Source organism: Enterobacter cloacae complex sp. 6730903 (genome assembly GCF_048283985.1).
GTDB lineage: Bacteria > Pseudomonadota > Gammaproteobacteria > Enterobacterales > Enterobacteriaceae > Enterobacter > Enterobacter hormaechei_C.
The window spans coordinates 1-20,321 of sequence record NZ_JBLVXX010000016.1 but is presented as its reverse complement, the minus strand read 5'-3'; the positions used below and the strand labels follow the sequence as shown (position 1 = coordinate 20,321).

At 55.2% G+C, this 20,321-nt stretch carries 19 protein-coding genes and 1 pseudogene; 10 read left to right on the top strand and 10 right to left on the bottom strand.

From position 1 onward, the window contains the following. The first annotated feature begins 24 nt into the window (after positions 1–24). Entirely contained in the window at positions 25–441 is a 417-nt protein-coding gene (locus ACNQ0W_RS10780; RefSeq protein WP_062932542.1) for a pyrimidine (deoxy)nucleoside triphosphate diphosphatase, read from the top strand. Here ACNQ0W_RS10780 and ACNQ0W_RS10775 read toward each other — a convergent pair. Next, positions 401–673, bottom strand: a complete 273-nt coding sequence (locus ACNQ0W_RS10775; protein ID WP_047729123.1) for a YnjH family protein — start codon at positions 671–673, stop codon at positions 401–403. The genes ACNQ0W_RS10780 and ACNQ0W_RS10775 overlap by 41 nt on opposite strands. A 225-nt stretch (positions 674–898) precedes the next feature. On the opposite strand from ACNQ0W_RS10775, the gene gdhA reads away from it, so the two are divergent. After that, positions 899–2,242, top strand: coding sequence for an NADP-specific glutamate dehydrogenase (gene gdhA / locus ACNQ0W_RS10770; protein WP_015570765.1), 1,344 nt, complete (start codon positions 899–901; stop codon positions 2,240–2,242). Positions 2,243–2,334: 92 nt separating this feature from the next. Here gdhA and ACNQ0W_RS10765 read toward each other — a convergent pair whose 3' ends face one another. The 3 genes from ACNQ0W_RS10765 to ACNQ0W_RS10755 form a co-directional block, all read right to left on the bottom strand. Next, positions 2,335–4,257, bottom strand: a complete 1,923-nt coding sequence (locus tag ACNQ0W_RS10765; protein ID WP_062932541.1) for a DNA topoisomerase III — start codon at positions 4,255–4,257, stop codon at positions 2,335–2,337. A gap of 4 nt (positions 4,258–4,261) precedes the next feature. After that, entirely contained in the window at positions 4,262–5,305 is a 1,044-nt protein-coding gene (gene selD, locus ACNQ0W_RS10760) for a selenide, water dikinase SelD (protein WP_062932540.1), read from the bottom strand. 116 nt (positions 5,306–5,421) lie between these two features. Continuing rightward, positions 5,422–5,973, bottom strand: a complete 552-nt coding sequence (locus tag ACNQ0W_RS10755; RefSeq protein ID WP_023303509.1) for an NAD(P)H nitroreductase — start codon at positions 5,971–5,973, stop codon at positions 5,422–5,424. Positions 5,974–6,140: 167 nt separating this feature from the next. Between ACNQ0W_RS10755 and sppA the strand changes: the two genes are divergently transcribed. The 4 genes from sppA (at position 6,141) to ACNQ0W_RS10735 (ending at position 11,201) form a co-directional block, all read left to right on the top strand. Next, entirely contained in the window at positions 6,141–7,997 is a 1,857-nt protein-coding gene (gene sppA / locus ACNQ0W_RS10750; RefSeq protein ID WP_062932539.1) for a signal peptide peptidase SppA, read from the top strand. A 61-nt stretch (positions 7,998–8,058) separates the two neighbouring features. Beyond that, entirely contained in the window at positions 8,059–9,075 is a 1,017-nt protein-coding gene (gene ansA / locus ACNQ0W_RS10745; protein WP_023303507.1) for an asparaginase, read from the top strand. A 9-nt stretch (positions 9,076–9,084) separates the two neighbouring features. Further along, positions 9,085–9,726, top strand: a complete 642-nt coding sequence (gene pncA, locus ACNQ0W_RS10740; protein ID WP_062932538.1) for a bifunctional nicotinamidase/pyrazinamidase — start codon at positions 9,085–9,087, stop codon at positions 9,724–9,726. Between the two features lie 218 nt (positions 9,727–9,944). Next, positions 9,945–11,201: a glycoside hydrolase family 18 protein gene (locus ACNQ0W_RS10735; protein ID WP_062932537.1), complete on the top strand. Its 1,257-nt coding sequence runs from the start codon at positions 9,945–9,947 to the stop codon at positions 11,199–11,201. A 60-nt stretch (positions 11,202–11,261) separates the two neighbouring features. Here the strand turns inward: ACNQ0W_RS10735 and ACNQ0W_RS10730 are convergent, their stop codons facing one another. Beyond that, positions 11,262–11,540, bottom strand: coding sequence for a YeaC family protein (locus ACNQ0W_RS10730; protein ID WP_003857863.1), 279 nt, complete (start codon positions 11,538–11,540; stop codon positions 11,262–11,264). 41 nt (positions 11,541–11,581) lie between these two features. Continuing rightward, positions 11,582–11,995: a peptide-methionine (R)-S-oxide reductase MsrB gene (msrB, locus tag ACNQ0W_RS10725; protein ID WP_062932536.1), complete on the bottom strand. Its 414-nt coding sequence runs from the start codon at positions 11,993–11,995 to the stop codon at positions 11,582–11,584. A gap of 341 nt (positions 11,996–12,336) precedes the next feature. Between msrB and gapA the strand changes: the two genes are divergently transcribed. After that, entirely contained in the window at positions 12,337–13,332 is a 996-nt protein-coding gene (gapA, locus tag ACNQ0W_RS10720) for a glyceraldehyde-3-phosphate dehydrogenase (RefSeq protein ID WP_006809136.1), read from the top strand. A gap of 74 nt (positions 13,333–13,406) precedes the next feature. After that, complete coding sequence (locus tag ACNQ0W_RS10715; RefSeq protein ID WP_062932535.1) at positions 13,407–14,291, top strand: D-hexose-6-phosphate mutarotase; 885 nt, start codon at positions 13,407–13,409, stop codon at positions 14,289–14,291. A gap of 66 nt (positions 14,292–14,357) precedes the next feature. Here the strand turns inward: ACNQ0W_RS10715 and ACNQ0W_RS10710 are convergent, their stop codons facing one another. Continuing rightward, positions 14,358–15,104 carry a MipA/OmpV family protein gene (locus ACNQ0W_RS10710; protein WP_017384691.1) on the bottom strand — a complete coding sequence of 249 codons (747 nt, stop codon included), beginning with the start codon at positions 15,102–15,104 and terminating at the stop codon, positions 14,358–14,360. A 432-nt stretch (positions 15,105–15,536) separates the two neighbouring features. Between ACNQ0W_RS10710 and yeaG the strand changes: the two genes are divergently transcribed. Together yeaG and ACNQ0W_RS10700 are read left to right on the top strand one after the other, a co-directional pair. Next, positions 15,537–17,471 (top strand): protein kinase YeaG, encoded by a 1,935-nt coding sequence (yeaG, locus tag ACNQ0W_RS10705; protein WP_006809140.1) that lies wholly within the window; start codon positions 15,537–15,539, stop codon positions 17,469–17,471. A gap of 89 nt (positions 17,472–17,560) precedes the next feature. Continuing rightward, complete coding sequence (locus ACNQ0W_RS10700; RefSeq protein WP_023299884.1) at positions 17,561–18,844, top strand: YeaH/YhbH family protein; 1,284 nt, start codon at positions 17,561–17,563, stop codon at positions 18,842–18,844. Between the two features lie 261 nt (positions 18,845–19,105). Here ACNQ0W_RS10700 and ACNQ0W_RS10695 read toward each other — a convergent pair whose 3' ends face one another. The 3 genes and pseudogenes from ACNQ0W_RS10695 to ACNQ0W_RS10685 form a co-directional block, all read right to left on the bottom strand. After that, positions 19,106–19,426, bottom strand: coding sequence for a hypothetical protein (locus ACNQ0W_RS10695; protein ID WP_116329893.1), 321 nt, complete (start codon positions 19,424–19,426; stop codon positions 19,106–19,108). Next, a complete protein-coding gene (locus ACNQ0W_RS10690; RefSeq protein ID WP_116329894.1) occupies positions 19,426–19,665 on the bottom strand; it encodes a hypothetical protein in 240 nt (79 codons plus the stop codon). The genes ACNQ0W_RS10695 and ACNQ0W_RS10690 overlap by 1 nt, the downstream gene beginning before the upstream one ends. Before the next feature lie 76 nt (positions 19,666–19,741). Then, positions 19,742–20,321: pseudogene (locus ACNQ0W_RS10685) on the bottom strand (phage tail protein); the annotation flags it as partial.

Here is a 20,321-nt window from a genome sequence, read left to right as displayed (position 1 = left end):
TTTCGCTATTAATTATTGACGAACATGCTGAAAACACTCGATGTGGTTGCGGCCATCCTCGAAAAAGAGGGCAAAATTTTGCTGGCGCAGCGTCCCGAACATGCCGATCAGCCAGGAATGTGGGAATTTGCGGGCGGGAAGGTTGAAGCCGGTGAGACCCAGCCGGAAGCGCTGATCCGCGAACTGCGTGAAGAGCTCGGCATTGAGGCCGTGCCCGCGCAGTATGTGGCAAGCCACCAGCGGGAGGTGTCGCAGCGGCTGATTCACCTCCACGCCTGGCATGTGCCTGAATTTTGCGGTGAGCTGAAGGCGCATTATCACTCGGCGCTGGTATGGTGCACGCCAGAAGACGCGTTCACGTATGATTTAGCCCCGGCGGATATACCGCTGCTGGAAGCGTTTATTCTTTTACGCGACGCCAGACCAGCGGGTTTGTACTGAGGGTGCGTTCATCACGCTGGCACTGCAACAGTACGCCATCCGCCCTGACCACTGCGCCTTCGGAATAGTTTTGATCCTGATAGATACAGCACTGATTACACGGCTGCGCACGCTGGCCGCCAGCGCTAAAGACCTCTGGCGGCACGTTGACCTCGACATCCGGGCGAATGCGGTCAGCCTGTGCCCCGGTGGACACCATCAAACATAACGCGGCCATTGCGTAACGGTTCATAGACTTTATTTCCTTTGCATCATTTATATCTATAACGGTCGATCCGGACGGGATCTTTAATTTATCTCGTCATCGCTTTTGGTTATGACGCGCGCCCTGTCATTAATTTCCCTTGCGGCATAAATTTCTGCTTGCCTCTCAAAGCGGTGCGGGTGGTATAGTCAAAAAAACGACACAAAACATCTCCGCCACACGCGTAAATTATTATAAGAGGTTCTTATATCTATGGATCAGACACGCTCTCTGGAAAGCTTTCTTGCCCATGTTCAGCAGCGCGACCCGCACCAAAGCGAGTTTGCCCAGGCCGTTCGTGAAGTCATGACCACCCTGTGGCCCTTCCTTGAGGAAAATCCGCGTTACCGTCAGATGGCGCTGCTTGAACGTCTGGTAGAGCCGGAGCGCGTCATCCAGTTCCGCGTGGCGTGGGTGGACGACCGCAATCAGGTGCAGGTCAACCGCGCGTGGCGCGTGCAGTTTAACTCCGCCATTGGGCCGTTTAAGGGCGGGATGCGCTTCCACCCCTCGGTGAACCTGTCGATTCTGAAATTCCTCGGCTTCGAGCAGACCTTTAAAAATGCGCTCACTACCCTGCCGATGGGCGGCGGTAAAGGCGGGAGTGATTTCGATCCGAAAGGCAAGAGCGAAGGCGAAGTGATGCGCTTCTGCCAGGCGCTGGTCACTGAGCTCTATCGCCACCTTGGGCCGGACACCGACGTTCCTGCCGGGGATATCGGTGTGGGGGGGCGTGAAGTGGGCTTTATGGCCGGGATGATGAAAAAGCTCTCCAACAACAGCGCCTGCGTCTTTACCGGCAAAGGTCTGTCGTTTGGCGGTAGCCTGATTCGCCCGGAAGCGACGGGTTACGGTCTGGTCTATTTCACTGAAGCGATGCTTAAGCGTCACGGGCTGAGCTTCGAGGGAATGCGCGTGGCGGTCTCCGGCTCCGGCAACGTGGCGCAGTACGCTATCGAGAAAGCGATGGCGTTTGGCGCGCGCGTGGTGACCGCCTCCGACTCCAGCGGTACCGTGGTGGATGAAGCTGGCTTTACGGCAGAAAAACTGGCGCGTCTGTGCGAAATCAAAGCCAGCCGTGACGGTCGGGTAGCGGATTATGCCCGTGAATTTGGCCTGACCTATCTGGAAGGTAAACAGCCGTGGGGCGTGCCCGTGGATATCGCCCTGCCGTGCGCGACGCAAAACGAACTGGACGTGGATGCCGCCCGGACGCTGATTAGCAATGGCGTGAAAGCGGTAGCGGAAGGGGCAAATATGCCCACCACCATTGAAGCGACCGACCTGTTCCTGGACGCGGGCGTACTGTTTGCGCCAGGCAAGGCGGCGAACGCTGGCGGCGTGGCAACATCCGGTCTGGAAATGGCGCAAAACGCCGCGAGAATGGGCTGGAAGGCAGAGAAAGTGGATGCCCGTCTGCACCACATCATGCTCGATATTCATCACGCCTGCGTGGAGTACGGCGGCGAGGCTTCGCAAACTAACTACGTGCGCGGGGCGAATATCGCCGGGTTCGTGAAGGTGGCCGATGCGATGATCGGACAGGGTGTGATTTAGTTTCGCTGCATTCTCGCCCTTGTAGGCCCGGTAAGCGTTAGCGCCACCGGGCTTTTCGCCGGGTGGCGGCTTCGCCTTACCCGGCCTACGGTTTAAGCGGTTGTATTTTTGGTTGCGCTTTTCTTCTTTTTGAACGGTTTCTTCGCCCCGCCGCCCGGGGCGACCATTCCCCGGAATCGCTTAACTGGCGTACTGCGCGCCTGATCGATCAGCTGATAAAGCGTCCCTACCAGCGGCTGCATAAAGTCCTGATAGCGGCACTGCTTTTCGCTGATCTGCGTCAGCACCGACTCCCAGTGCGCGGTCATGTCCGGCCTGGCGGCCAGCTCCGGCAGCGAATGAATTAGCGCCCGGCCCGGTTCTGTTGAATGGATGTAACGTCCCTTTTTCTCCAGGAAGCCGCGCTTAAAGAGCAGTTCGATGATCCCCGCGCGGGTCGCCTCCGTCCCCAGACCGTCGGTGGCGCGGAGGATCTTCTTCAGATCTTTATCCTGCACAAAGCGGGCGATGCCGGTCATGGCCGACAGCAGCGTCGCGTCGGTGAAATGGCGCGGCGGCTGGGTCTGACGTTCAACCACTTCGCCCTTCTCGCACAGCAGTTCATCATCTTTCGCCACCACCGGCAGCGGCGTGCCGTCGTTCTCTTCGTCACGCTCTTTGTTGCCAAGCAGCGTGCGCCAGCCCGCTTCCGCAAGGAAACGCGCTTTGGCGATAAATTTGCCTTTGGCAATGTCCAGTTCAATAACGCACTTGCGGAACACCGCGTCCGGGCAGAACTGCATCAGATACTGACGCGCGATCAGGTTATAGACCTTTGCTTCGTTGTCGGTCAGGTTGACGTTGCTGGTGCGCGCCGTCGGGATTATCGCGTGGTGGGCATCGACTTTTTTGTCGTCCCAGCAGCGGTTATGGGTATCCGGGTTTACCGCCGGTTGCGGCAACAGATCCGGCGCATGGACGCCAATGGCATTCATCACCGAGTGGCGTCCGGCGAAGTGTTCTTCCGGCAGATAGCGGCTGTCCGAACGCGGATAGGTGATCAGCTTGTGGGTTTCGTAGAGCTTCTGGCAGATATCGAGCACGTTCTGCGCGCTAAGACCAAAGCGCTTAGCCGCCTCAATCTGCAACGCCGAAAGGGAGAACGGCAGCGGTGCGGGCTCTGATTCCCGTTTGTCGTTATAGCTGGTGACGATCGCGGGCTGGCCGGTAATGCGGTTGACCACGTGCTCCGCCAGCGGGCGATGCAGCAGCCGTCCCTCTTCGTCCTGATATGACTCACAGGCATCGCTTGGCTGCCAGACGGCGGTAAAGCGTTCGTCTTTCGGCGTGACGATATGCGCTTTGACTTCGAAGAAGTCTTTGGCGACGAAATTTTCGATCTCTTCGTCGCGACGCACCACCAGCCCCAGCACCGGTGTCTGGACACGACCGACGGAGAGTACGCCCTGATAACCCGCGTTGCGCCCGAGAATGGTGTAGGCGCGGGTCATGTTGATCCCGTACAGCCAGTCCGCACGGGCACGCGCCAGCGCGGAGACACACAGGGGAATAAATTCGCTGTTGGCGCGCAGGCGTGAAATGGCCCGCTCTACCGCCTGCGGGTTGAGGTCGTTGATCAGGCAGCGCTGCACCTGCTGGCGCTTTTCCGGCGCCAGCTCCAGGTAGTCCAGCACTTCATCGACCAGCAGTTGCCCTTCCCTGTCCGGGTCACCCGCGTGGACCACTTCCGTCGCCTCATGCAGGAAGCGCTTAATGACGTTGAGCTGTTTGGTGACGGAAGGACGCGGTTGGAGACGCCACTTTTCCGGCACAATCGGCAGATCGTTGAGATTCCAGCGGGCGTAGCGGCTGTCGTAGACATCCGGCTGCGCCTGTTCAAGCAGGTGACCGATACACCAGGTGACCACCTGCCCGTTACCGCATTCGATAAAGCCGTCGCCTTTGCGATGCGGCTTGGGCAGCACATCGGCGATGGCACGCGCCAGACTCGGCTTTTCGGCAATAAACAACCGCATCGAATTAACGGATCTCAATCATCGGGCGACCACCACGGGCGGTCACCAGCTCACCAATGGCCGTCAGGGTGATGCCAAACTCGGCAGCCGTCGCCTGAACGTCAGCTTCAGCTTCCGGCGTCACCGCCAGCAACAGGCCGCCGGAGGTTTGCGGATCGCACAGCAGGTTACGCCACGCTTCCGGCATTTCGCCCATTAAATGGCCGTAGCTGGCGAAGTTGCGCTGCGTCCCGCCCGGCACCGCGCCCTGAGCAATGTACTCTTCCACGCCCGGCAGCTTCGGCACATCCTGATACCAGACCTGCGCCTGCACGCCCGCGCCCTGACAGACTTCAGAGAGGTGCCCCAGCAGACCAAAACCGGTCACGTCGGTCATGGCCTTCACGCCGTCGATATTGGCGAATGCCGCACCGGCGAGGTTCATCTGGCACATCACTTCCGTTGCCAGACCGATATGCTCGGGCTTCAGCAGGGATTTTTTCTCTGCGGTCGTCAGTACGCCAATGCCCAGCGGCTTGGTGAGGAACAGTTTGCAGCCCGGTTGCGCGGTGCTGTTGCGCTTCACGCGCTCGGTCGGCACCACGCCGGTGACGGCCAGGCCGAAGATCGGCTCCGGCGCATCGATAGAGTGACCACCGGCCAGGGCAATACCCGCCTGCTGGCAGGCAAAGCGTCCGCCGTCGATCACGTCGCGGGCAATCTCCGGCGGGAGGGTGTTAATCGGCCAGCCCAGAATGGCGATCGCCATAATCGGTTTACCGCCCATCGCAAAGATATCGCTGATGGCGTTGGTGGCCGCAATGCGCCCGAAGTCGAACGGGTTGTCGACAATCGGCATAAAGAAGTCAGTGGTGCTGATAATGCTGGTGCCGTTACCTAAGTCATAAACCGCTGCATCGTCACGCGTTTCGTTACCGACAAGCAGGTTCGGGTCGACAAACTTCGCCTGCTCACTGTGCAGGATGGTCTCCAGCACTTTCGGGGAAATTTTACAACCGCAACCGGCTCCGTGGCTGTATTGCGTTAAACGAATGGTTTGCTCGCTCATGGACGTCTCCTGTCATCTCAATCGCGCTATGGTAGCGCTCATTCCATAAAGAGGTAAGTATGACTGTCTGAATTCTGCGGCGGATGCTCAGAATCCAGACAGTTTAGCGCGGGTGATTAAAAACGGCTGACGAAAGGCGTGGTGTCCGGCACGCTAATGGTGCTGGAGGCTTTAAGCTGCGGGGTGCCGAGATAGAGGAAGCCGACAATTTTATCATGTTCGCCGCAGGAGAAGCCTTCCCGCACGGCGGCGCTCCCGGTCAGCGGCCCGGTACGCCAGATGCCGTTAAAGCCCTGCGCAACGGCGGCCATCTGCATTGCCATTACCGCGCAACCGGCAGACATCTCCTGCTCCCAGACCGGCACTTTATGATCGGCCTGACATTTTGCGACTACCGCGATGATCATCGGCGCACGGAACGGCGCGTTGCGGGCTTTATCAATCCCCTTCTCATCCTGGCCTGCGGCAACAGCCCCCTGCTCCAGCAGCTGGCTGAAGCGGTCGCGCCCTTCGCCTTCAATAATAAAGAAGTGCCACGGCTGCAATGTGCCATGGTCCGGCGCACGCATTCCGGCACGCAGAATGTTTTCCAGCTGCTCGCCGACGGGTGCCGGTTCGGCCAGGCGGGAAGCGCTACGACGGTTAACAAGCAGTTCAAGTGCGTCCATTGGTTAACTCCTTTCATGAAATTTACTCACAAAATTAACACGACAGCAGAATTTGTTACAGCGTGGCAGGCGATTCCTGCTGACAAGTGGCGGTTGGGTCATTACGATAACCGCACATTACCGTCCCGTGGCGACGGAAACAGTCCTTTTCTGGTTAGGGAGAATACATGCGAACCCTTTGGCGAATCTTTGCCGGTTTCTTTAAATGGACGTGGCGACTGCTCAACTTCGTCCGCAACCTGGTGATGAACATCTTCTTCATCTTCCTGGTCCTGGTATGCGCAGGTATCTGGATGCATATCAGCAACGCAAACCAGTCGCAGCATTCGACGCGCGGCGCGCTGTTACTCGATATCACCGGGGTGATTGTTGATAAGCCATCGACCAGCAACCGTCTGGGCGTGATTGGCCGCCAGCTGTTCGGCGCAACGTCAGACCGTCTTCAGGAAAACTCCCTGTTTGATATTGTCGACACCATTCGCCAGGCCAAAGACGACCGTAACATTACCGGTATCGTGCTGGACCTGAAAGATTTTGCCGGGGCCGATCAGCCGTCAATGCAGTACATCGGCAAAGCGCTGCGCGAATTCCGCGACAGCGGTAAGCCGGTTATTGCCATTGGCGACAGCTACACCCAGGGGCAATATTATCTGGCGAGCTTTGCCAATAAGATCTGGCTTTCGCCACAGGGCACGGTCGATCTGCATGGCTTCGCCACTAACGGTCTGTACTACAAATCGCTGCTCGACAAGCTGAAGGTCACCACCCACGTCTTCCGCGTCGGGACCTATAAATCCGCCGTGGAGCCGTTTATCCGCGATGATATGTCCCCTGCCGCCCGTGAAGCGGACAGCCGCTGGATCGGCGAACTGTGGCAGAACTACCTCGGCACCATTGCCGCTAACCGTCAGATTACCGCTGAGCAAGTCTTCCCGGGCGCGCGCGGCGTGCTGGACGGCCTGCGCAAGGTGGACGGCGATACAGCGAAATACGCGCTTGATAACAAACTGGTCGATCAGCTGGGTTCCAGCGCTGAAATTGAAAAAGCGCTGACCAAACAGTTCGGCTGGAGTAAAGAGGACAAAAACTACAGCGCCATCAGCATGTATGACTACGCCGCGAAAAAGCCGGACGACAGCGGTGACAGCATCGCCGTGGTGTTTGCTAACGGGGCCATTATGGACGGCGAAGAAACGCCGGGGAACGTCGGCGGGGACACCACCGCGTCGCAGATCCGCGATGCGCGCCTGGATCCGAAAGTGAAGGCGATTGTCCTGCGGGTGAACAGCCCTGGCGGCAGCGTCAGCGCCTCTGAAGTGATCCGTGCTGAACTGGCCGCCGCGCGCGCCGCAGGCAAGCCGGTAGTGGTCTCGATGGGCGGTATGGCGGCTTCCGGGGGTTACTGGATCTCGACGCCAGCCAACTACATTGTGGCTAACCCAAGCACGCTGACCGGCTCGATTGGCATCTTCGGCGTGATCAACACCGTAGAGGACAGCCTGGATTATCTCGGCGTCCACACCGACGGCGTTTCCACCTCGCCGCTGGCGGATGTGTCCGTCACCAAATCCCTGCCGCCTGAGGTGTCTGAGATGATGCAGCTCAGCATTGAGAGTGGCTATAAACGTTTCATCACGCTGGTTGCGGACTCCCGTAAAAAAACGCCCGATCAGATTGACCAGATCGCTCAGGGCCACGTCTGGACCGGCCAGGACGCGAAGAGCAACGGCCTGGTAGACAGTCTGGGTGACTTCGACGACGCCGTGAAGAAAGCGGCGGAGCTGGCGAAGCTCAAGCAGTGGCACGTGGACTATTATCAGGACGAACCAACGTTCTTCGATATGGTCATGGACAGCATGTCCGGCTCCGTTCGTGCCATGCTGCCGGACGCGCTTCAGGCTTATCTGCCGGCGCCGGTGGCGACCGCGGCGAAAGCCATGAAAGCGGAGAGCGACAAGCTCGCAGCCTTTAATGATCCACAGAGCCGTTACGCGTTTTGCCTGACCTGTGCGAACGTGCGTTAAAATCGTCCCCTCTTCCCGTGAAGAGGGGATTTTTTCTTTTGAAGAACAAGAACTCATTACCATGCAGAAGAAATCAATTTATGTCGCCTATACCGGCGGTACCATCGGTATGCAGCGCTCAGAAAATGGCTATATCCCGGTTTCCGGCCACTTGCAGCGCCAGCTGGCGCTGATGCCTGAATTCCACCGTCCGGAAATGCCGGACTTTACCATCCACGAATATGAGCCGCTGATGGACTCCTCCGACATGACGCCGGAAGACTGGCAGCATATTGCGGACGATATTAAAGCCCATTACGACCAGTACGACGGCTTCGTGATCCTGCACGGCACCGACACCATGGCGTTCACCGCCTCGGCGCTCTCCTTCATGCTGGAGAACCTGAGCAAGCCCGTCATCGTGACCGGCTCGCAGATCCCGCTGGCGGAACTGCGTTCAGACGGGCAGATCAACCTGCTTAACTCCCTGTACGTGGCCGCTAATTACCCGATCAACGAGGTAACGCTGTTCTTCAACAACCGGCTGTACCGTGGGAACCGTACCACTAAAGCGCACGCTGACGGCTTTGACGCTTTTGCCTCACCTAACCTGCAACCGCTGCTGGAAGCGGGGATCCATATCCGTCGTCTGGGCACGCCGCCCGCGCCGAATACCGCAGGCGAACTGATCGTTCACCCCATCACCCCGCAGCCGATCGGCGTGGTGACGATTTATCCGGGTATTTCCGCCGACGTGGTGCGCAACTTCCTGCGCCAGCCGGTGAAGGCGCTGATCCTGCGCTCCTATGGTGTGGGTAACGCCCCGCAGAACGGTGAGTTCCTGAAAGAGCTTCAGGAGGCGAGCGATCGCGGGATTGTGGTGGTCAACCTCACCCAGTGTATGTCCGGTAAGGTCAATATGGGCGGCTACGCCACCGGTAATGCTCTGGCGCACGCTGGCGTGATCAGTGGTTTCGATATGACCGTTGAGGCAACGCTGACTAAACTTCACTATTTACTGAGTCAGGATCTGGATATTGATTCCATTCGCCGCGCCATGATGCAAAACCTGCGCGGTGAACTGACGCCGGACGAATAAGGAGGTCCCATGAAGCAACGCGCCCTGTTACTGGTCGATTTGCAAAATGATTTCTGTGCGGGCGGTGCGCTGGCCGTCGCGGAAGGCGACAGCACCGTAGACGTCGCGAACTCGCTGATTACGTGGTGTAAGGCTCGTGGTGAAGCGGTGGTGGCGAGTCAGGACTGGCATCCGGCAAACCACGGCAGCTTTGCCAGCCAGCACAACGTTGAGCCTTACAGTCAGGGCGAACTGGACGGGCTGGCGCAAACCTTCTGGCCCGATCACTGCGTAGAGCAGACGGAAGGCGCTGAGCTGCACCCGCTGCTGAACCAGAAGGCCATCGACGCGGTGTTCCACAAAGGTGAAAACCCAACCATCGACAGCTACAGCGCGTTCTTTGATAACGGCCATCGTCAGAAGACGGCGCTGGACGCGTGGTTGCGCCACCATGAGATCACCGAGCTGATTGTGCTGGGCCTGGCGACGGATTACTGCGTGAAGTTCACCGTGCTGGATGCGCTCCAGTTGGGCTACACCGTGAATGTCATCACCGACGGCTGTCGCGGGGTGAATATTCAGCCGCAGGACAGCGCCCAGGCGTTTATGGATATGGCCGCAGAAGGCGCAACGCTGTATACGCTGGCTGACTGGATGGAGACGCAGGCGTAAGCTTTTTTAGCCGGGTGGCTTCGCCTTACCCGGCCTATATAACCAGAGAAAGTAGGCCGGGTAAGGCGCAGCCGCCACCCGGCATTTCTTCCCCAATCCCCATAAAGTGAACTCCCTCGCATCACAAGCGAAACGGCGATGCTATTCTCTTCAGGCTGTTTTTTCGCCACGCCTTTTCTGTGGCGTGGTTATTTTTATTTGGTCAAAGAGGAACTTATATGAAACGTTTGCCCTTGCTGGCAGCATTACCCTTGCTTTGCGCGTCACTGGCTTCCGCCGCGCCCCTGATGTCCGTGGGCTACTTCAATGGCGGTGGCGATGTTACCGCCGGACCGGGTGGCGATATTAATAAACTCGACGTCCGCCAGATCACCCACCTCAACTACTCGTTTGGTCTGGTCTATAACAACGAGAAAGACGAAACCAACGCCGCGCTGAAAGATCCGGCAAAACTGCATCAAATCTGGTTATCACCTAAGGTGGCATCCGATCTGGCGTTACTTCCTCAGCTTCGTAAACAAAACCCGAACCTGAAAGTCCTGCTTTCCGTTGGCGGCTGGGGCGCGCGTGGTTTTTCTGGCGCAGCGGCAACCAAAGAGAGTCGCGCGGTATTTATTCGCTCCGCGCAGGAGATCGTCAGTAAATACGGCCTGGACGGGATCGACCTGGACTGGGAATATCCGGTCAACGGCGCGTGGGGACTTGTCGAAAGCACCCCTGCCGACAGGGATAATTTCACCGCGCTGTTAAAAGAGATGCGTGACGCATTTGGTAAGAAAAAGCTGGTCACGATTGCGGTGGGCGCGAATGCGGAAAGTCCGAAAAGCTGGGTGGATGTGAAAGCTATTGCCCCCCTGCTCGATTACATCAACCTGATGACCTACGACATGGCGTACGGTACTCAGTATTTTAACGCGAATCTGTATGACTCCAGCGCCTGGCCGACCGTGGCCGCTGCCGATAAATACAGCGTCGATTTTGTGGTGAATAACTATCTGGCCGCCGGGCTGAAGCCGCAGCAGATGAACCTCGGAATTGGTTTCTATGGGCGCGTGCCGAAACGTGCCGTAGAGCCAGGGATCGACTGGACGAAACCGGATGCGCAAAAAAATCCTGTCACCCAGCCCTACTTTGGACCGCAGGAACTGAGCCTGTTTAAATCGCTTGGCTATGATCTGACCAAAGATACCTATGTGAAATACAACGATATCGTCCGCAAACTGCTGAACGATCCGCAGAAACGCTTTACCGAGCACTGGGACGAACAGGCGAAAGTGCCGTGGCTGTCGGTGAAATCCGCCGACGGTAAGGCGCTGTTTGCGATTTCCTATGAGAACCCGCGTTCCGTGGCGATCAAAGCGGATTACATCAAGGAGAAAGGTCTGGCTGGCGCCATGTTCTGGGAGTATGGGGCTGACGACGAAAACCAGCTCGCGAAACAGCTGGCGGAGTCGCTTGGGATCCCGCATCAGTAGTAAGACAATCAAGCCCTCTCCCTTTGGGAGAGGGTTGGGTGAGGGCATCAACCCGCACCGTTATTGCATTTTCATCGTCGCAATTGGCTTCGGCGTGATGCCGAAGTCTTCTTTCAGCTCGCGCTTGCTTTTCATCACCATCTGACCGTTAGTGTCGATGGTCATGTGCTGGGCGTCGGTATTGTGACGCGCCTGCCACAGCATCACCAGCTGCAAACTGTTCTCTTTTTGCTCAGGTGTGAGCGCCACACCGTCCGGCCATTTTCCCAGCTCAACGGCCGTCACCAGACGCTGATAAACCTCCGGGGTCATACCTGCAATCATGTCATCAATATTCATGATCTCTCCCTTTTAAAGGAATAATTTGCTGAATCGTTTTTTCAACCCTTGGTCTGGTCGCCGTTTTCACCATCGGTAAAGCTCATGGAAGCCGAATTTACGCAGAAACGCTCCCCCGTCGGCTGCGGGCCATCCGGGAAAACATGCCCGAGATGGGCGTCGCAGTTCCCGCAGCGAATTTCGGTGCGCACCATGCCGTGCGAGGTGTCCGTCAGGTAGTGGATCGCATCATCGCTGACAGGCTCGTAAAAGCTCGGCCAGCCGCAGCCAGAATCGTACTTCGTCTGGGAGTTAAACAGCGGTGCATCACACACCAGGCAGTGGTAGACGCCTTCCCGTTTATTGTGCAGCAAACGCCCGGAAAACGGCGGTTCTGTGCCGTGATTTTGCGTCACGTAAAACTGCATCTCTGTAAGGTTTTTTTTCAAATCGTCGGGGTTACGTTGGTTCGACATATGCTTACATCTCGCTGTTGAAACAGACATCTTTTATCCCAGATTCTAACAAAACATTAACACCCGCGCGTGCACTTTTGTTCTAAACTTATGTGTCGCGAAAAGGCGGTCAGGCAATTGTGATCAATTTCACATTTTAATCCTGCGAGGCCTTTAAAATTCCGGGCGCAGCCCCCATGTGGTTGCTAGCTCAAAGGGAAAGTGAGGCGAGTCAGTCGCACAAACGTTAGTCACAGGATTGATTTGTCGCAATGATTGACACGATTCCGCTTGACGCTGCGTAAGGTTTTTGTAATTTTACAGGCAACCTTTTATTCACTAACAAATAGCTGGTGGAATATATGACTATCAAAGTAGGTATCAACGGTTTTGGCCGTATCGGCCGTATTGTTTTCCGTGCTGCTCAGAAACGTTCTGACATCGAAATCGTTGGTATCAACGATCTCCTGGACGCTGAATACATGGCGTACATGCTGAAGTACGACTCAACTCACGGTCGTTTCGACGGCACCGTTGAAGTGAAAGACGGCCACCTGGTTGTTAACGGCAAAACCATCCGCGTTACTGCTGAGAAAGACCCAGCTAACCTGAAATGGAACGAAATCGGTGTTGACGTTGTAGCTGAAGCTACCGGTATCTTCCTGACCGACGAAACTGCACGTAAACACATCACTGCGGGTGCGAAGAAAGTTGTTCTGACTGGTCCTTCCAAAGACAACACCCCAATGTTCGTTCGCGGTGCAAACTTCGAAACTTACGCTGGCCAGGACATCGTTTCCAACGCATCCTGCACCACCAACTGCCTGGCACCGCTGGCTAAAGTTATCAACGACAACTTCGGCATCATCGAAGGTCTGATGACTACCGTTCACGCAACCACCGCTACTCAGAAAACCGTTGATGGCCCGTCTCACAAAGACTGGCGCGGCGGCCGTGGCGCGGCTCAGAACATCATCCCATCTTCTACCGGTGCTGCTAAAGCAGTAGGTAAAGTACTGCCAGAACTGAATGGCAAACTGACTGGTATGGCGTTCCGCGTTCCAACTCCTAACGTATCCGTTGTTGACCTGACCGTTCGTCTGGAAAAAGCTGCTTCTTATGAAGAAATTAAGAAAGCAATCAAAGCTGCTTCCGAAGGCCCAATGAAAGGCGTTCTGGGTTACACCGAAGACGACGTTGTATCTACCGATTTCAACGGCGAAGTGTGCACTTCCGTGTTCGATGCTAAAGCAGGTATCGCACTGAACGACAACTTCGTGAAACTGGTTTCCTGGTACGACAACGAAACTGGCTACTCTAACAAAGTACTGGACCTGATCGCTCACATCTCCAAATAAGTTGAGATGAGTGCTTGATCCTAAAAGGCGACTTCGGTCGCCTTTTTTATTGTTTTTAGACAGAGGATTGCTTAATGATTAATAAAATTTTTGCACTTCCGGTAGTCGAACAACTTACCCCTGTGCTCTCCCGCCGTCAGATTGACGGTGCCGATATCATCGTCGTTGATCATCCGCGCGTTAAAGCGTCCTTCGCGCTCAATGGCGCCCACCTGCTCTCCTGGAAACCAGAAGGTGAAGAAGAAGGCCTGTGGCTGAGCGAAGCCACCTCGTTCAAAAAAGGGGCGGCGATCCGCGGCGGCGTACCGATCTGCTGGCCATGGTTTGGCCCGTCAGCGCAGCAGGGATTACCGTCTCACGGTTTCGCCCGTAACCAGCAGTGGACGCTGAAAGCCCACAACGAAGATGATAACGGCGCGGTGTTGACCTTTGAGCTCCAGGCGAATGATGAAACGCGTGCCCTGTGGCCACACGAGTTCACCCTGTATGCCCGCTTCAAGCTGGGTAAAACCTGCGAGATTGAACTGGAAGCGCACGGCGAATTTGAAACAACGTCCGCCCTGCACACCTATTTCAACGTAGGCGACATTCAGGCCGTTAAGGTGAGCGGACTTGGCGATACCTTTATCGACAAAGTGGATAACGCGAAAGAAGGCAAGCTGGACGACGGCGTGCAGACTTTCCCGGATCGTACCGACCGCGTATACCTGCACCCGGAAGCCTGTAGCGTCATCCACGACAGCGCGCTGAACCGCGGTATTGATGTGGTTCATCACCACCACAGCAACGTGGTGGGCTGGAACCCGGGCCCTGCCCTTTCCGTCAGCATGGCGGATATCCCGGATGACGGTTACAAGACCTTCGTGTGCGTGGAAACCGCGTGCGTGACCGCGCCGCAGAAAACCAGCGAAGAAAAACCGTCCCGCTTAGGCCAGACGATCAAGATTGTGAAGCGCTAATTTTTTTCAGGCATCATAAAAAACAAACGGGGCGCTAGCGCCCCGTTTTAATGCATCACGTTCTGGTCAGAACTTGTAGGTCACACCCACAGAGAAGATGCCAGACCAGGACTTGTCGACCATCGGGCTGTCTTTCACTTCATCGCTCAGACGAATGTAACGGCCAGTACCGTACACATTCCAGTCACCGAGGAAGTTATACGAGGCGGTGAGTTCCAGGTACGGGTCCCAGCCATCATCCGCGCTGTAGCTCTTCAGACCACTGCGGCGAGACTCCGCTTTAGACACGCCATAGTAGTAGTCGTTGTAATTCTCGCTGCTGTACTGCACACCGATACCCGGCGTCAGCGTCACTGCGCCGTTGGTATAGCGATAAAGCCACGCCAGATCCCAGATGAAGCCGTTGCTGTTGTCCAGGGTATCGCCCGCCAGCGCAGTGCGCAGGAAGCCATACTCGGTATTATGGACGTAAGAAAGCCCCGCCATCAGTGAGCTTCTGCGTTTGTCCAGCTGACGAAGCGCATTGCTGTCGCTGTCGCCTGGTTTAAAGTGCGTTGGGTCGTAATAGGCCATGATGGAGAGCTTATCGGCCGTATCGTTCCACAGATAGTAGCCGCCGCCCAACCCACGGAACCAGAAGTTATCGCCTTCATAGGTGACAACGGGGACAGGATAAACGTCGCGGTCATACTGCTTGTACGGGCTGTTAATCACGCCAGCACCCGCGCCAACAGTCCACTGGCTCTCAGCCTGTACGGTGCTCGCTGCGGTAGCGGCAAGGATGCCCAATGCCAGAAGTTTGAGTTTGGTCACAATCCATTCTTTCCTGTAGTCAAATAATCAGCGGGTGAAGTGTAACCGCCATTCCCGTACATCCCAAAATTTTTTGCGCGCTAATCCGTTTGATTAACCCGTTATTTTTCATTTTTCAGATGACATACCGCTTTCATTTATGTGACCGATAAATGAAAAACCCGCTTTTCGCTTATAACCGCAGTGGAAATTTTTGGATGAGTTATTGATATGTCATTGAAAGTAGATTTTATCCGTATGCAAGTTTTGCAATTGCCATCTACGCTTTAATTTAAGAAGAGGTTTTGCTGAACACCCTGCGGTTCATAGACTTCGACCTGGCACACAGGTTGCTGCTCTGGCAGTGAGGTGCGAAAAATTCTCTTCCGGGAGCCTCCACTACTCATACGAACGGCTCTTATCCTGTGCTAAAAAACGAAAGGACGGCATGCCATGAATATATTCGATCACTATCGCCAGCGCTACGAAGCTGCCAAGGACGAAGAGTTCACACTGCAGGAGTTTCTTACCATTTGTCGGCAAGATCGCAGTGCCTATGCCAATGCGGCAGAACGGCTATTGATGGCTATTGGTGAGCCAAACATGGTTGATACTGCCCTGGAGCCACGGCTTTCCCGTCTCTTTTCGAATCGGGTGGTCGCCCGATACCCGGCGTTTGAAGAGTTCTATGGCATGGAAGATGCCATTGAGCAGATCGTCTCCTACCTGAAGCATGCCGCTCAGGGGCTGGAAGAGAAGAAACAGATCCTTTACCTGCTGGGTCCTGTCGGTGGGGGTAAATCCTCCCTGGCTGAACGGCTGAAAGCGCTGATGCAGCGCGTGCCGATCTATGTGCTGAGCGCCAACGGCGAGCGCAGCCCGGTCAATGACCATCCGCTGTGCCTGTTTAATCCGCAAGAGGATGCGCAAATTCTGGAAAAAGAGTTTGGCATTCCGCATCGCTATCTCGGTACGATCATGTCGCCGTGGGCGGCAAAACGTCTGCACGAGTTTGGCGGGGACATCACCAAGTTCCGCGTCGTGAAAGTGTGGCCGTCTATCCTCGAGCAGATCGCCATCGCTAAAACTGAACCCGGTGACGAGAACAACCAGGATATCTCGGCGCTGGTGGGTAAAGTCGATATCCGTAAGCTGGAGCATCACGCGCAAAACGACCCGGATGCCTACGGTTATTCCGGTGCGCTGTGCCGCGCCAACCAGGGGATTATGGAATTTGTCGAGATGTTTAAAGCACCGATCAAAGTGCTGCATCCGCTGCTGACCGCCACCCAGGAGGGGAACTACAACGGGACGGAAGGTATTTCCGCCCTGCCGTTTAACGGGATTATCCTCGCCCACTCTAACGAATCAGAATGGGTGACCTTCCGTAACAACAAAAACAATGAGGCGTTCCTTGACCGTGTGTACATCGTCAAAGTGCCTTATTGCCTGCGGATCTCCGAGGAGATCAAGATTTACGAAAAACTGCTCAACCACAGTGAGCTGGTTCATGCCCCTTGCGCACCGGGAACGCTGGAAACACTGTCGCGCTTCTCGATCCTGTCGCGCCTGAAAGAGCCGGAAAACTCCAGCATCTACTCAAAAATGCGCGTGTATGACGGCGAAAGCCTGAAGGATACCGACCCGAAAGCGAAATCGTACCAGGAATACCGCGATTACGCCGGGGTTGACGAAGGGATGAACGGTCTGTCGACGCGTTTCGCGTTTAAGATCCTCTCCCGCGTCTTTAACTTCGACCACGCGGAAGTGGCCGCCAACCCGGTTCATCTGTTCTACGTGCTGGAACAGCAAATTGAACGTGAACAGTTCCCACAGGAGCAGGCTGAACGCTACCTGGAGTTCCTGAAAGGCTACCTGATCCCGAAATACGCCGAGTTCATTGGCAAAGAGATCCAGACCGCCTACCTGGAATCCTATTCCGAATATGGCCAGAACATCTTCGACCGGTACGTCACTTACGCTGACTTCTGGATCCAGGATCAGGAGTACCGCGACCCGGATACCGGCCAGCTGTTTGACCGTGAATCCCTGAACGCGGAGCTTGAAAAAATTGAGAAGCCAGCCGGGATCAGCAACCCGAAAGACTTCCGAAACGAGATTGTGAACTTCGTGCTGCGCGCCAGAGCGCATAACAACGGCCGTAATCCGAACTGGACCAGCTACGAAAAACTGCGCACGGTTATAGAGAAGAAAATGTTCTCTAACACGGAAGAGCTGTTGCCGGTCATCTCGTTCAACGCCAAAACCTCAACCGACGAGCAGAAAAAGCACGACGATTTTGTCGACCGTATGATGGAGAAAGGCTATACCCGCAAACAGGTCCGCCTGCTCTGTGAATGGTATCTGCGCGTGCGTAAATCGTCTTAAAACAAGTGCCCGGTAACGCGCTTACCGGGCCAACAAAATGTCCGGCACTTACGGACGCTGCAAGTTGGCAAATGCAGTACGGGGGATATATGACCTGGTTTATTGACCGGCGTCTTAACGGCAAAAACAAGAGCACGGTGAATCGCCAGCGCTTCTTGCGCCGTTATAAAGCGCAAATTAAACAGTCGATCTCCGAGGCCATCAACAAACGCTCGGTGACCGACGTCGACAGCGGCGAATCCGTCTCCATCCCTAACGATGACATCAGCGAACCGATGTTTCATCAGGGGCGTGGCGGCCTTCGCCATCGCGTGCACCCAGGTAATGACCACTTCGTCCAGAATGACAGAATCGAGCGGCCCCAAGGCGGAGGCGGCGGTTCTGGCAGCGGTCAGGGACAGGCCAGCCAGGACGGTGAAGGCCAGGACGAGTTCGTCTTTCAGATTTCAAAAGACGAATATCTCGACCTGCTGTTTGAGGATCTGGCCCTGCCGAATCTGAGAAAGAATCAGCACCGTCAACTCAACGAATACAAAACCCATCGCGCGGGTTATACCGCAAACGGGGTGCCCGCCAACATCAGCGTGGTGCGTTCACTGCAAAACTCGCTGGCGCGACGCACGGCGATGACGGCAGGCAAACGGCGCGAACTGCGCGAGCTGGAAACCAGCCTGAAAGTGGTGGAAAACACGGAACCCGCGCAACTGCTGGAAGAGGAGCGCCTGCGAAAAGAGATCGCCGAACTGCGGGCGAAGATCGACCGGGTGCCTTTTATCGACACGTTCGACCTGCGCTACAAGAACTACGAAAAACGGCCGGAGCCTTCCAGTCAGGCGGTGATGTTCTGCCTGATGGACGTATCAGGTTCAATGGATCAGGCCACCAAGGATATGGCTAAGCGTTTTTATATTCTGCTCTATCTGTTCCTGAGCAGAACGTATAAGAACGTGGAGGTAGTCTACATCCGCCATCACACTCAGGCGAAAGAGGTGGATGAACATGAGTTCTTCTACTCGCAGGAGACCGGCGGCACCATCGTGTCGAGCGCCCTGAAGCTGATGGATGAGGTGGTGAAGGAGCGCTACGATCCGGCGCAGTGGAACATCTACGCCGCGCAGGCATCGGATGGCGATAACTGGGCGGATGACTCGCCGCTGTGTCATGAAATTCTGGCGAAGAAGATCCTGCCGGTGGTGCGTTACTACAGCTACATTGAAATTACCCGTCGCGCCCACCAGACGCTGTGGCGTGAGTATGAGCATCTGCAAGCGATGTTCGATAACTTTGCGATGCAGCACATTCGTGACCAGGATGACATCTATCCGGTCTTCCGGGAACTGTTCCAGAAGCAGAGTTCTACAACATCCAATTAAATGTTAGTAATCAGCCAGTTAACTATGTTTTTCTGGCTGATTTTATTGGATTTCCATCCTTAATTTTCACTATATTTTTCATTCGCTTAGATTTTATTTTGGGGAATGCGATTTTGAAGAAGTGATTACGCAAAACTTCCTTTGAGCTTTAGGATGGCCATCATGCGATAGAGGAAAAATCCTATCGTGCCGACCAAAACTACACAAAAAAACCAGCCGCTTATGGCTGGTTATTTTTCAGTGACGTATGGGGAACATTATCTATATTGCAGGGCAATCATCATCTAATGCACGATTGATGAAGAACGTTACTCTACCCAAAACCTCAACCTCTTCCAGAGCAGAACCTTCGATCGCTTCCCCATCGTCTGTTATGAGCGACCGACCCATCAGCTTGGCAAATTGTGTGTGCCCATCGCACAGAATCAATAACACATCTCCATGTGTTCTCTTCGATAAAGGTTCAATAACCGCAAACCCCACATCCGTTTCAAGCACCCTGCTATCAGCACCCATGTTGCACAGAATTGCTGGAGTTAGTCGGCGCTCTACGTAGTCTGTTGCTGGAGAAGGAAAGCCCATTATAGAACTCTCCCCATGTTGCGCAGAATCCAATAACGGTTGTCGCTGCCGTCTGTCGTCTTGTCAGCGAAGCCAGGCTGGTTCCGCTCTATCCACGAATTTGCATCGACCCTGGTAAAATGCCAGTTAAAGCCCCTCAACTTCTGAATGAAGCTATCTGTCCTCAGATAGCGATAACCTTTTGGGTTAAGCTCAATAGCCGCTATAAATGCGGCATTTATGTCTGCTGTGCGTGGCATCATTACCTCACAAAAATACTGTACATAAACACAGTATCATATTGACAGGGCTATCGGTCAATGCAGATATTGGCTATCAATTTTCGTTGGTGTGCAGATTACTGTCCAAACGGGGATTTTGCTCTTGCGTCGACACTGTAAATGCATCTTTGCGTCGCTGGTTCCAGAGGCTGTCCACGGGCATTTCCACGCGAACACTTACGAACTGGTCGGCGGGAATATCGACCGGTTCGCCATCCGCCACACCCTTCAATACGTTCCTCGCAAATGACGGCGCTGTAGGGTATTCCCGGTGGAATGTTTTTACCAGCACCGATCCGTCTGCATTTACCTCATAATCCAGCCAGACAAGGGCTTGCCCATTGCGATCTTTAGGTATATCAAACCCGCCATCTATCCCACCCCATGCAGCATCTGAATTCATACCCATGCATCCTTCAATCAGATACTCACCGATAGCCTGACGGGTTACGGTGTATCCTTCAGATTCATCGTTAAGCTGACACGAACCATCACCGAACAACCGTACAATCGGGGAGGCGGCCTTCAGCGTGCCATCAGATGCACGGGTCGTATTTCCGGTGTGGTAAATCTGCATCCAGCCAGAATCATTGCCATCCGACATACTCATGAACTGAATAATTTTCCCGCTAAGA

What these genes read in the sequence shown, in the direction of transcription:
- ACNQ0W_RS10775 (WP_047729123.1), bottom strand. Translation starts at nt 673, where the DNA reads ATGAACCGTTACGCAATGGCCGCGTTATGTTTGATGGTGTCCACCGGG.
- msrB (WP_062932536.1), bottom strand. Translation starts at nt 11,995, where the DNA reads ATGTCGAACCAACGTAACCCCGACGATTTGAAAAAAAACCTTACAGAG.
- pncA (WP_062932538.1), top strand. Translation starts at nt 9,085, where the DNA reads ATGAAGCAACGCGCCCTGTTACTGGTCGATTTGCAAAATGATTTCTGT.
- ACNQ0W_RS10780 (WP_062932542.1), top strand. Translation starts at nt 25, where the DNA reads ATGCTGAAAACACTCGATGTGGTTGCGGCCATCCTCGAAAAAGAGGGC.
- ACNQ0W_RS10700 (WP_023299884.1), top strand. Translation starts at nt 17,561, where the DNA reads ATGACCTGGTTTATTGACCGGCGTCTTAACGGCAAAAACAAGAGCACG.
- selD (WP_062932540.1), bottom strand. Translation starts at nt 5,305, where the DNA reads ATGAGCGAGCAAACCATTCGTTTAACGCAATACAGCCACGGAGCCGGT.
- sppA (WP_062932539.1), top strand. Translation starts at nt 6,141, where the DNA reads ATGCGAACCCTTTGGCGAATCTTTGCCGGTTTCTTTAAATGGACGTGG.
- ansA (WP_023303507.1), top strand. Translation starts at nt 8,059, where the DNA reads ATGCAGAAGAAATCAATTTATGTCGCCTATACCGGCGGTACCATCGGT.
- ACNQ0W_RS10695 (WP_116329893.1), bottom strand. Translation starts at nt 19,426, where the DNA reads ATGGGCTTTCCTTCTCCAGCAACAGACTACGTAGAGCGCCGACTAACT.
- gdhA (WP_015570765.1), top strand. Translation starts at nt 899, where the DNA reads ATGGATCAGACACGCTCTCTGGAAAGCTTTCTTGCCCATGTTCAGCAG.
- ACNQ0W_RS10690 (WP_116329894.1), bottom strand. Translation starts at nt 19,665, where the DNA reads ATGCCACGCACAGCAGACATAAATGCCGCATTTATAGCGGCTATTGAG.
- ACNQ0W_RS10735 (WP_062932537.1), top strand. Translation starts at nt 9,945, where the DNA reads ATGAAACGTTTGCCCTTGCTGGCAGCATTACCCTTGCTTTGCGCGTCA.
- ACNQ0W_RS10730 (WP_003857863.1), bottom strand. Translation starts at nt 11,540, where the DNA reads ATGAATATTGATGACATGATTGCAGGTATGACCCCGGAGGTTTATCAG.
- ACNQ0W_RS10715 (WP_062932535.1), top strand. Translation starts at nt 13,407, where the DNA reads ATGATTAATAAAATTTTTGCACTTCCGGTAGTCGAACAACTTACCCCT.
- gapA (WP_006809136.1), top strand. Translation starts at nt 12,337, where the DNA reads ATGACTATCAAAGTAGGTATCAACGGTTTTGGCCGTATCGGCCGTATT.
- yeaG (WP_006809140.1), top strand. Translation starts at nt 15,537, where the DNA reads ATGAATATATTCGATCACTATCGCCAGCGCTACGAAGCTGCCAAGGAC.
- ACNQ0W_RS10765 (WP_062932541.1), bottom strand. Translation starts at nt 4,257, where the DNA reads ATGCGGTTGTTTATTGCCGAAAAGCCGAGTCTGGCGCGTGCCATCGCC.
- ACNQ0W_RS10755 (WP_023303509.1), bottom strand. Translation starts at nt 5,973, where the DNA reads ATGGACGCACTTGAACTGCTTGTTAACCGTCGTAGCGCTTCCCGCCTG.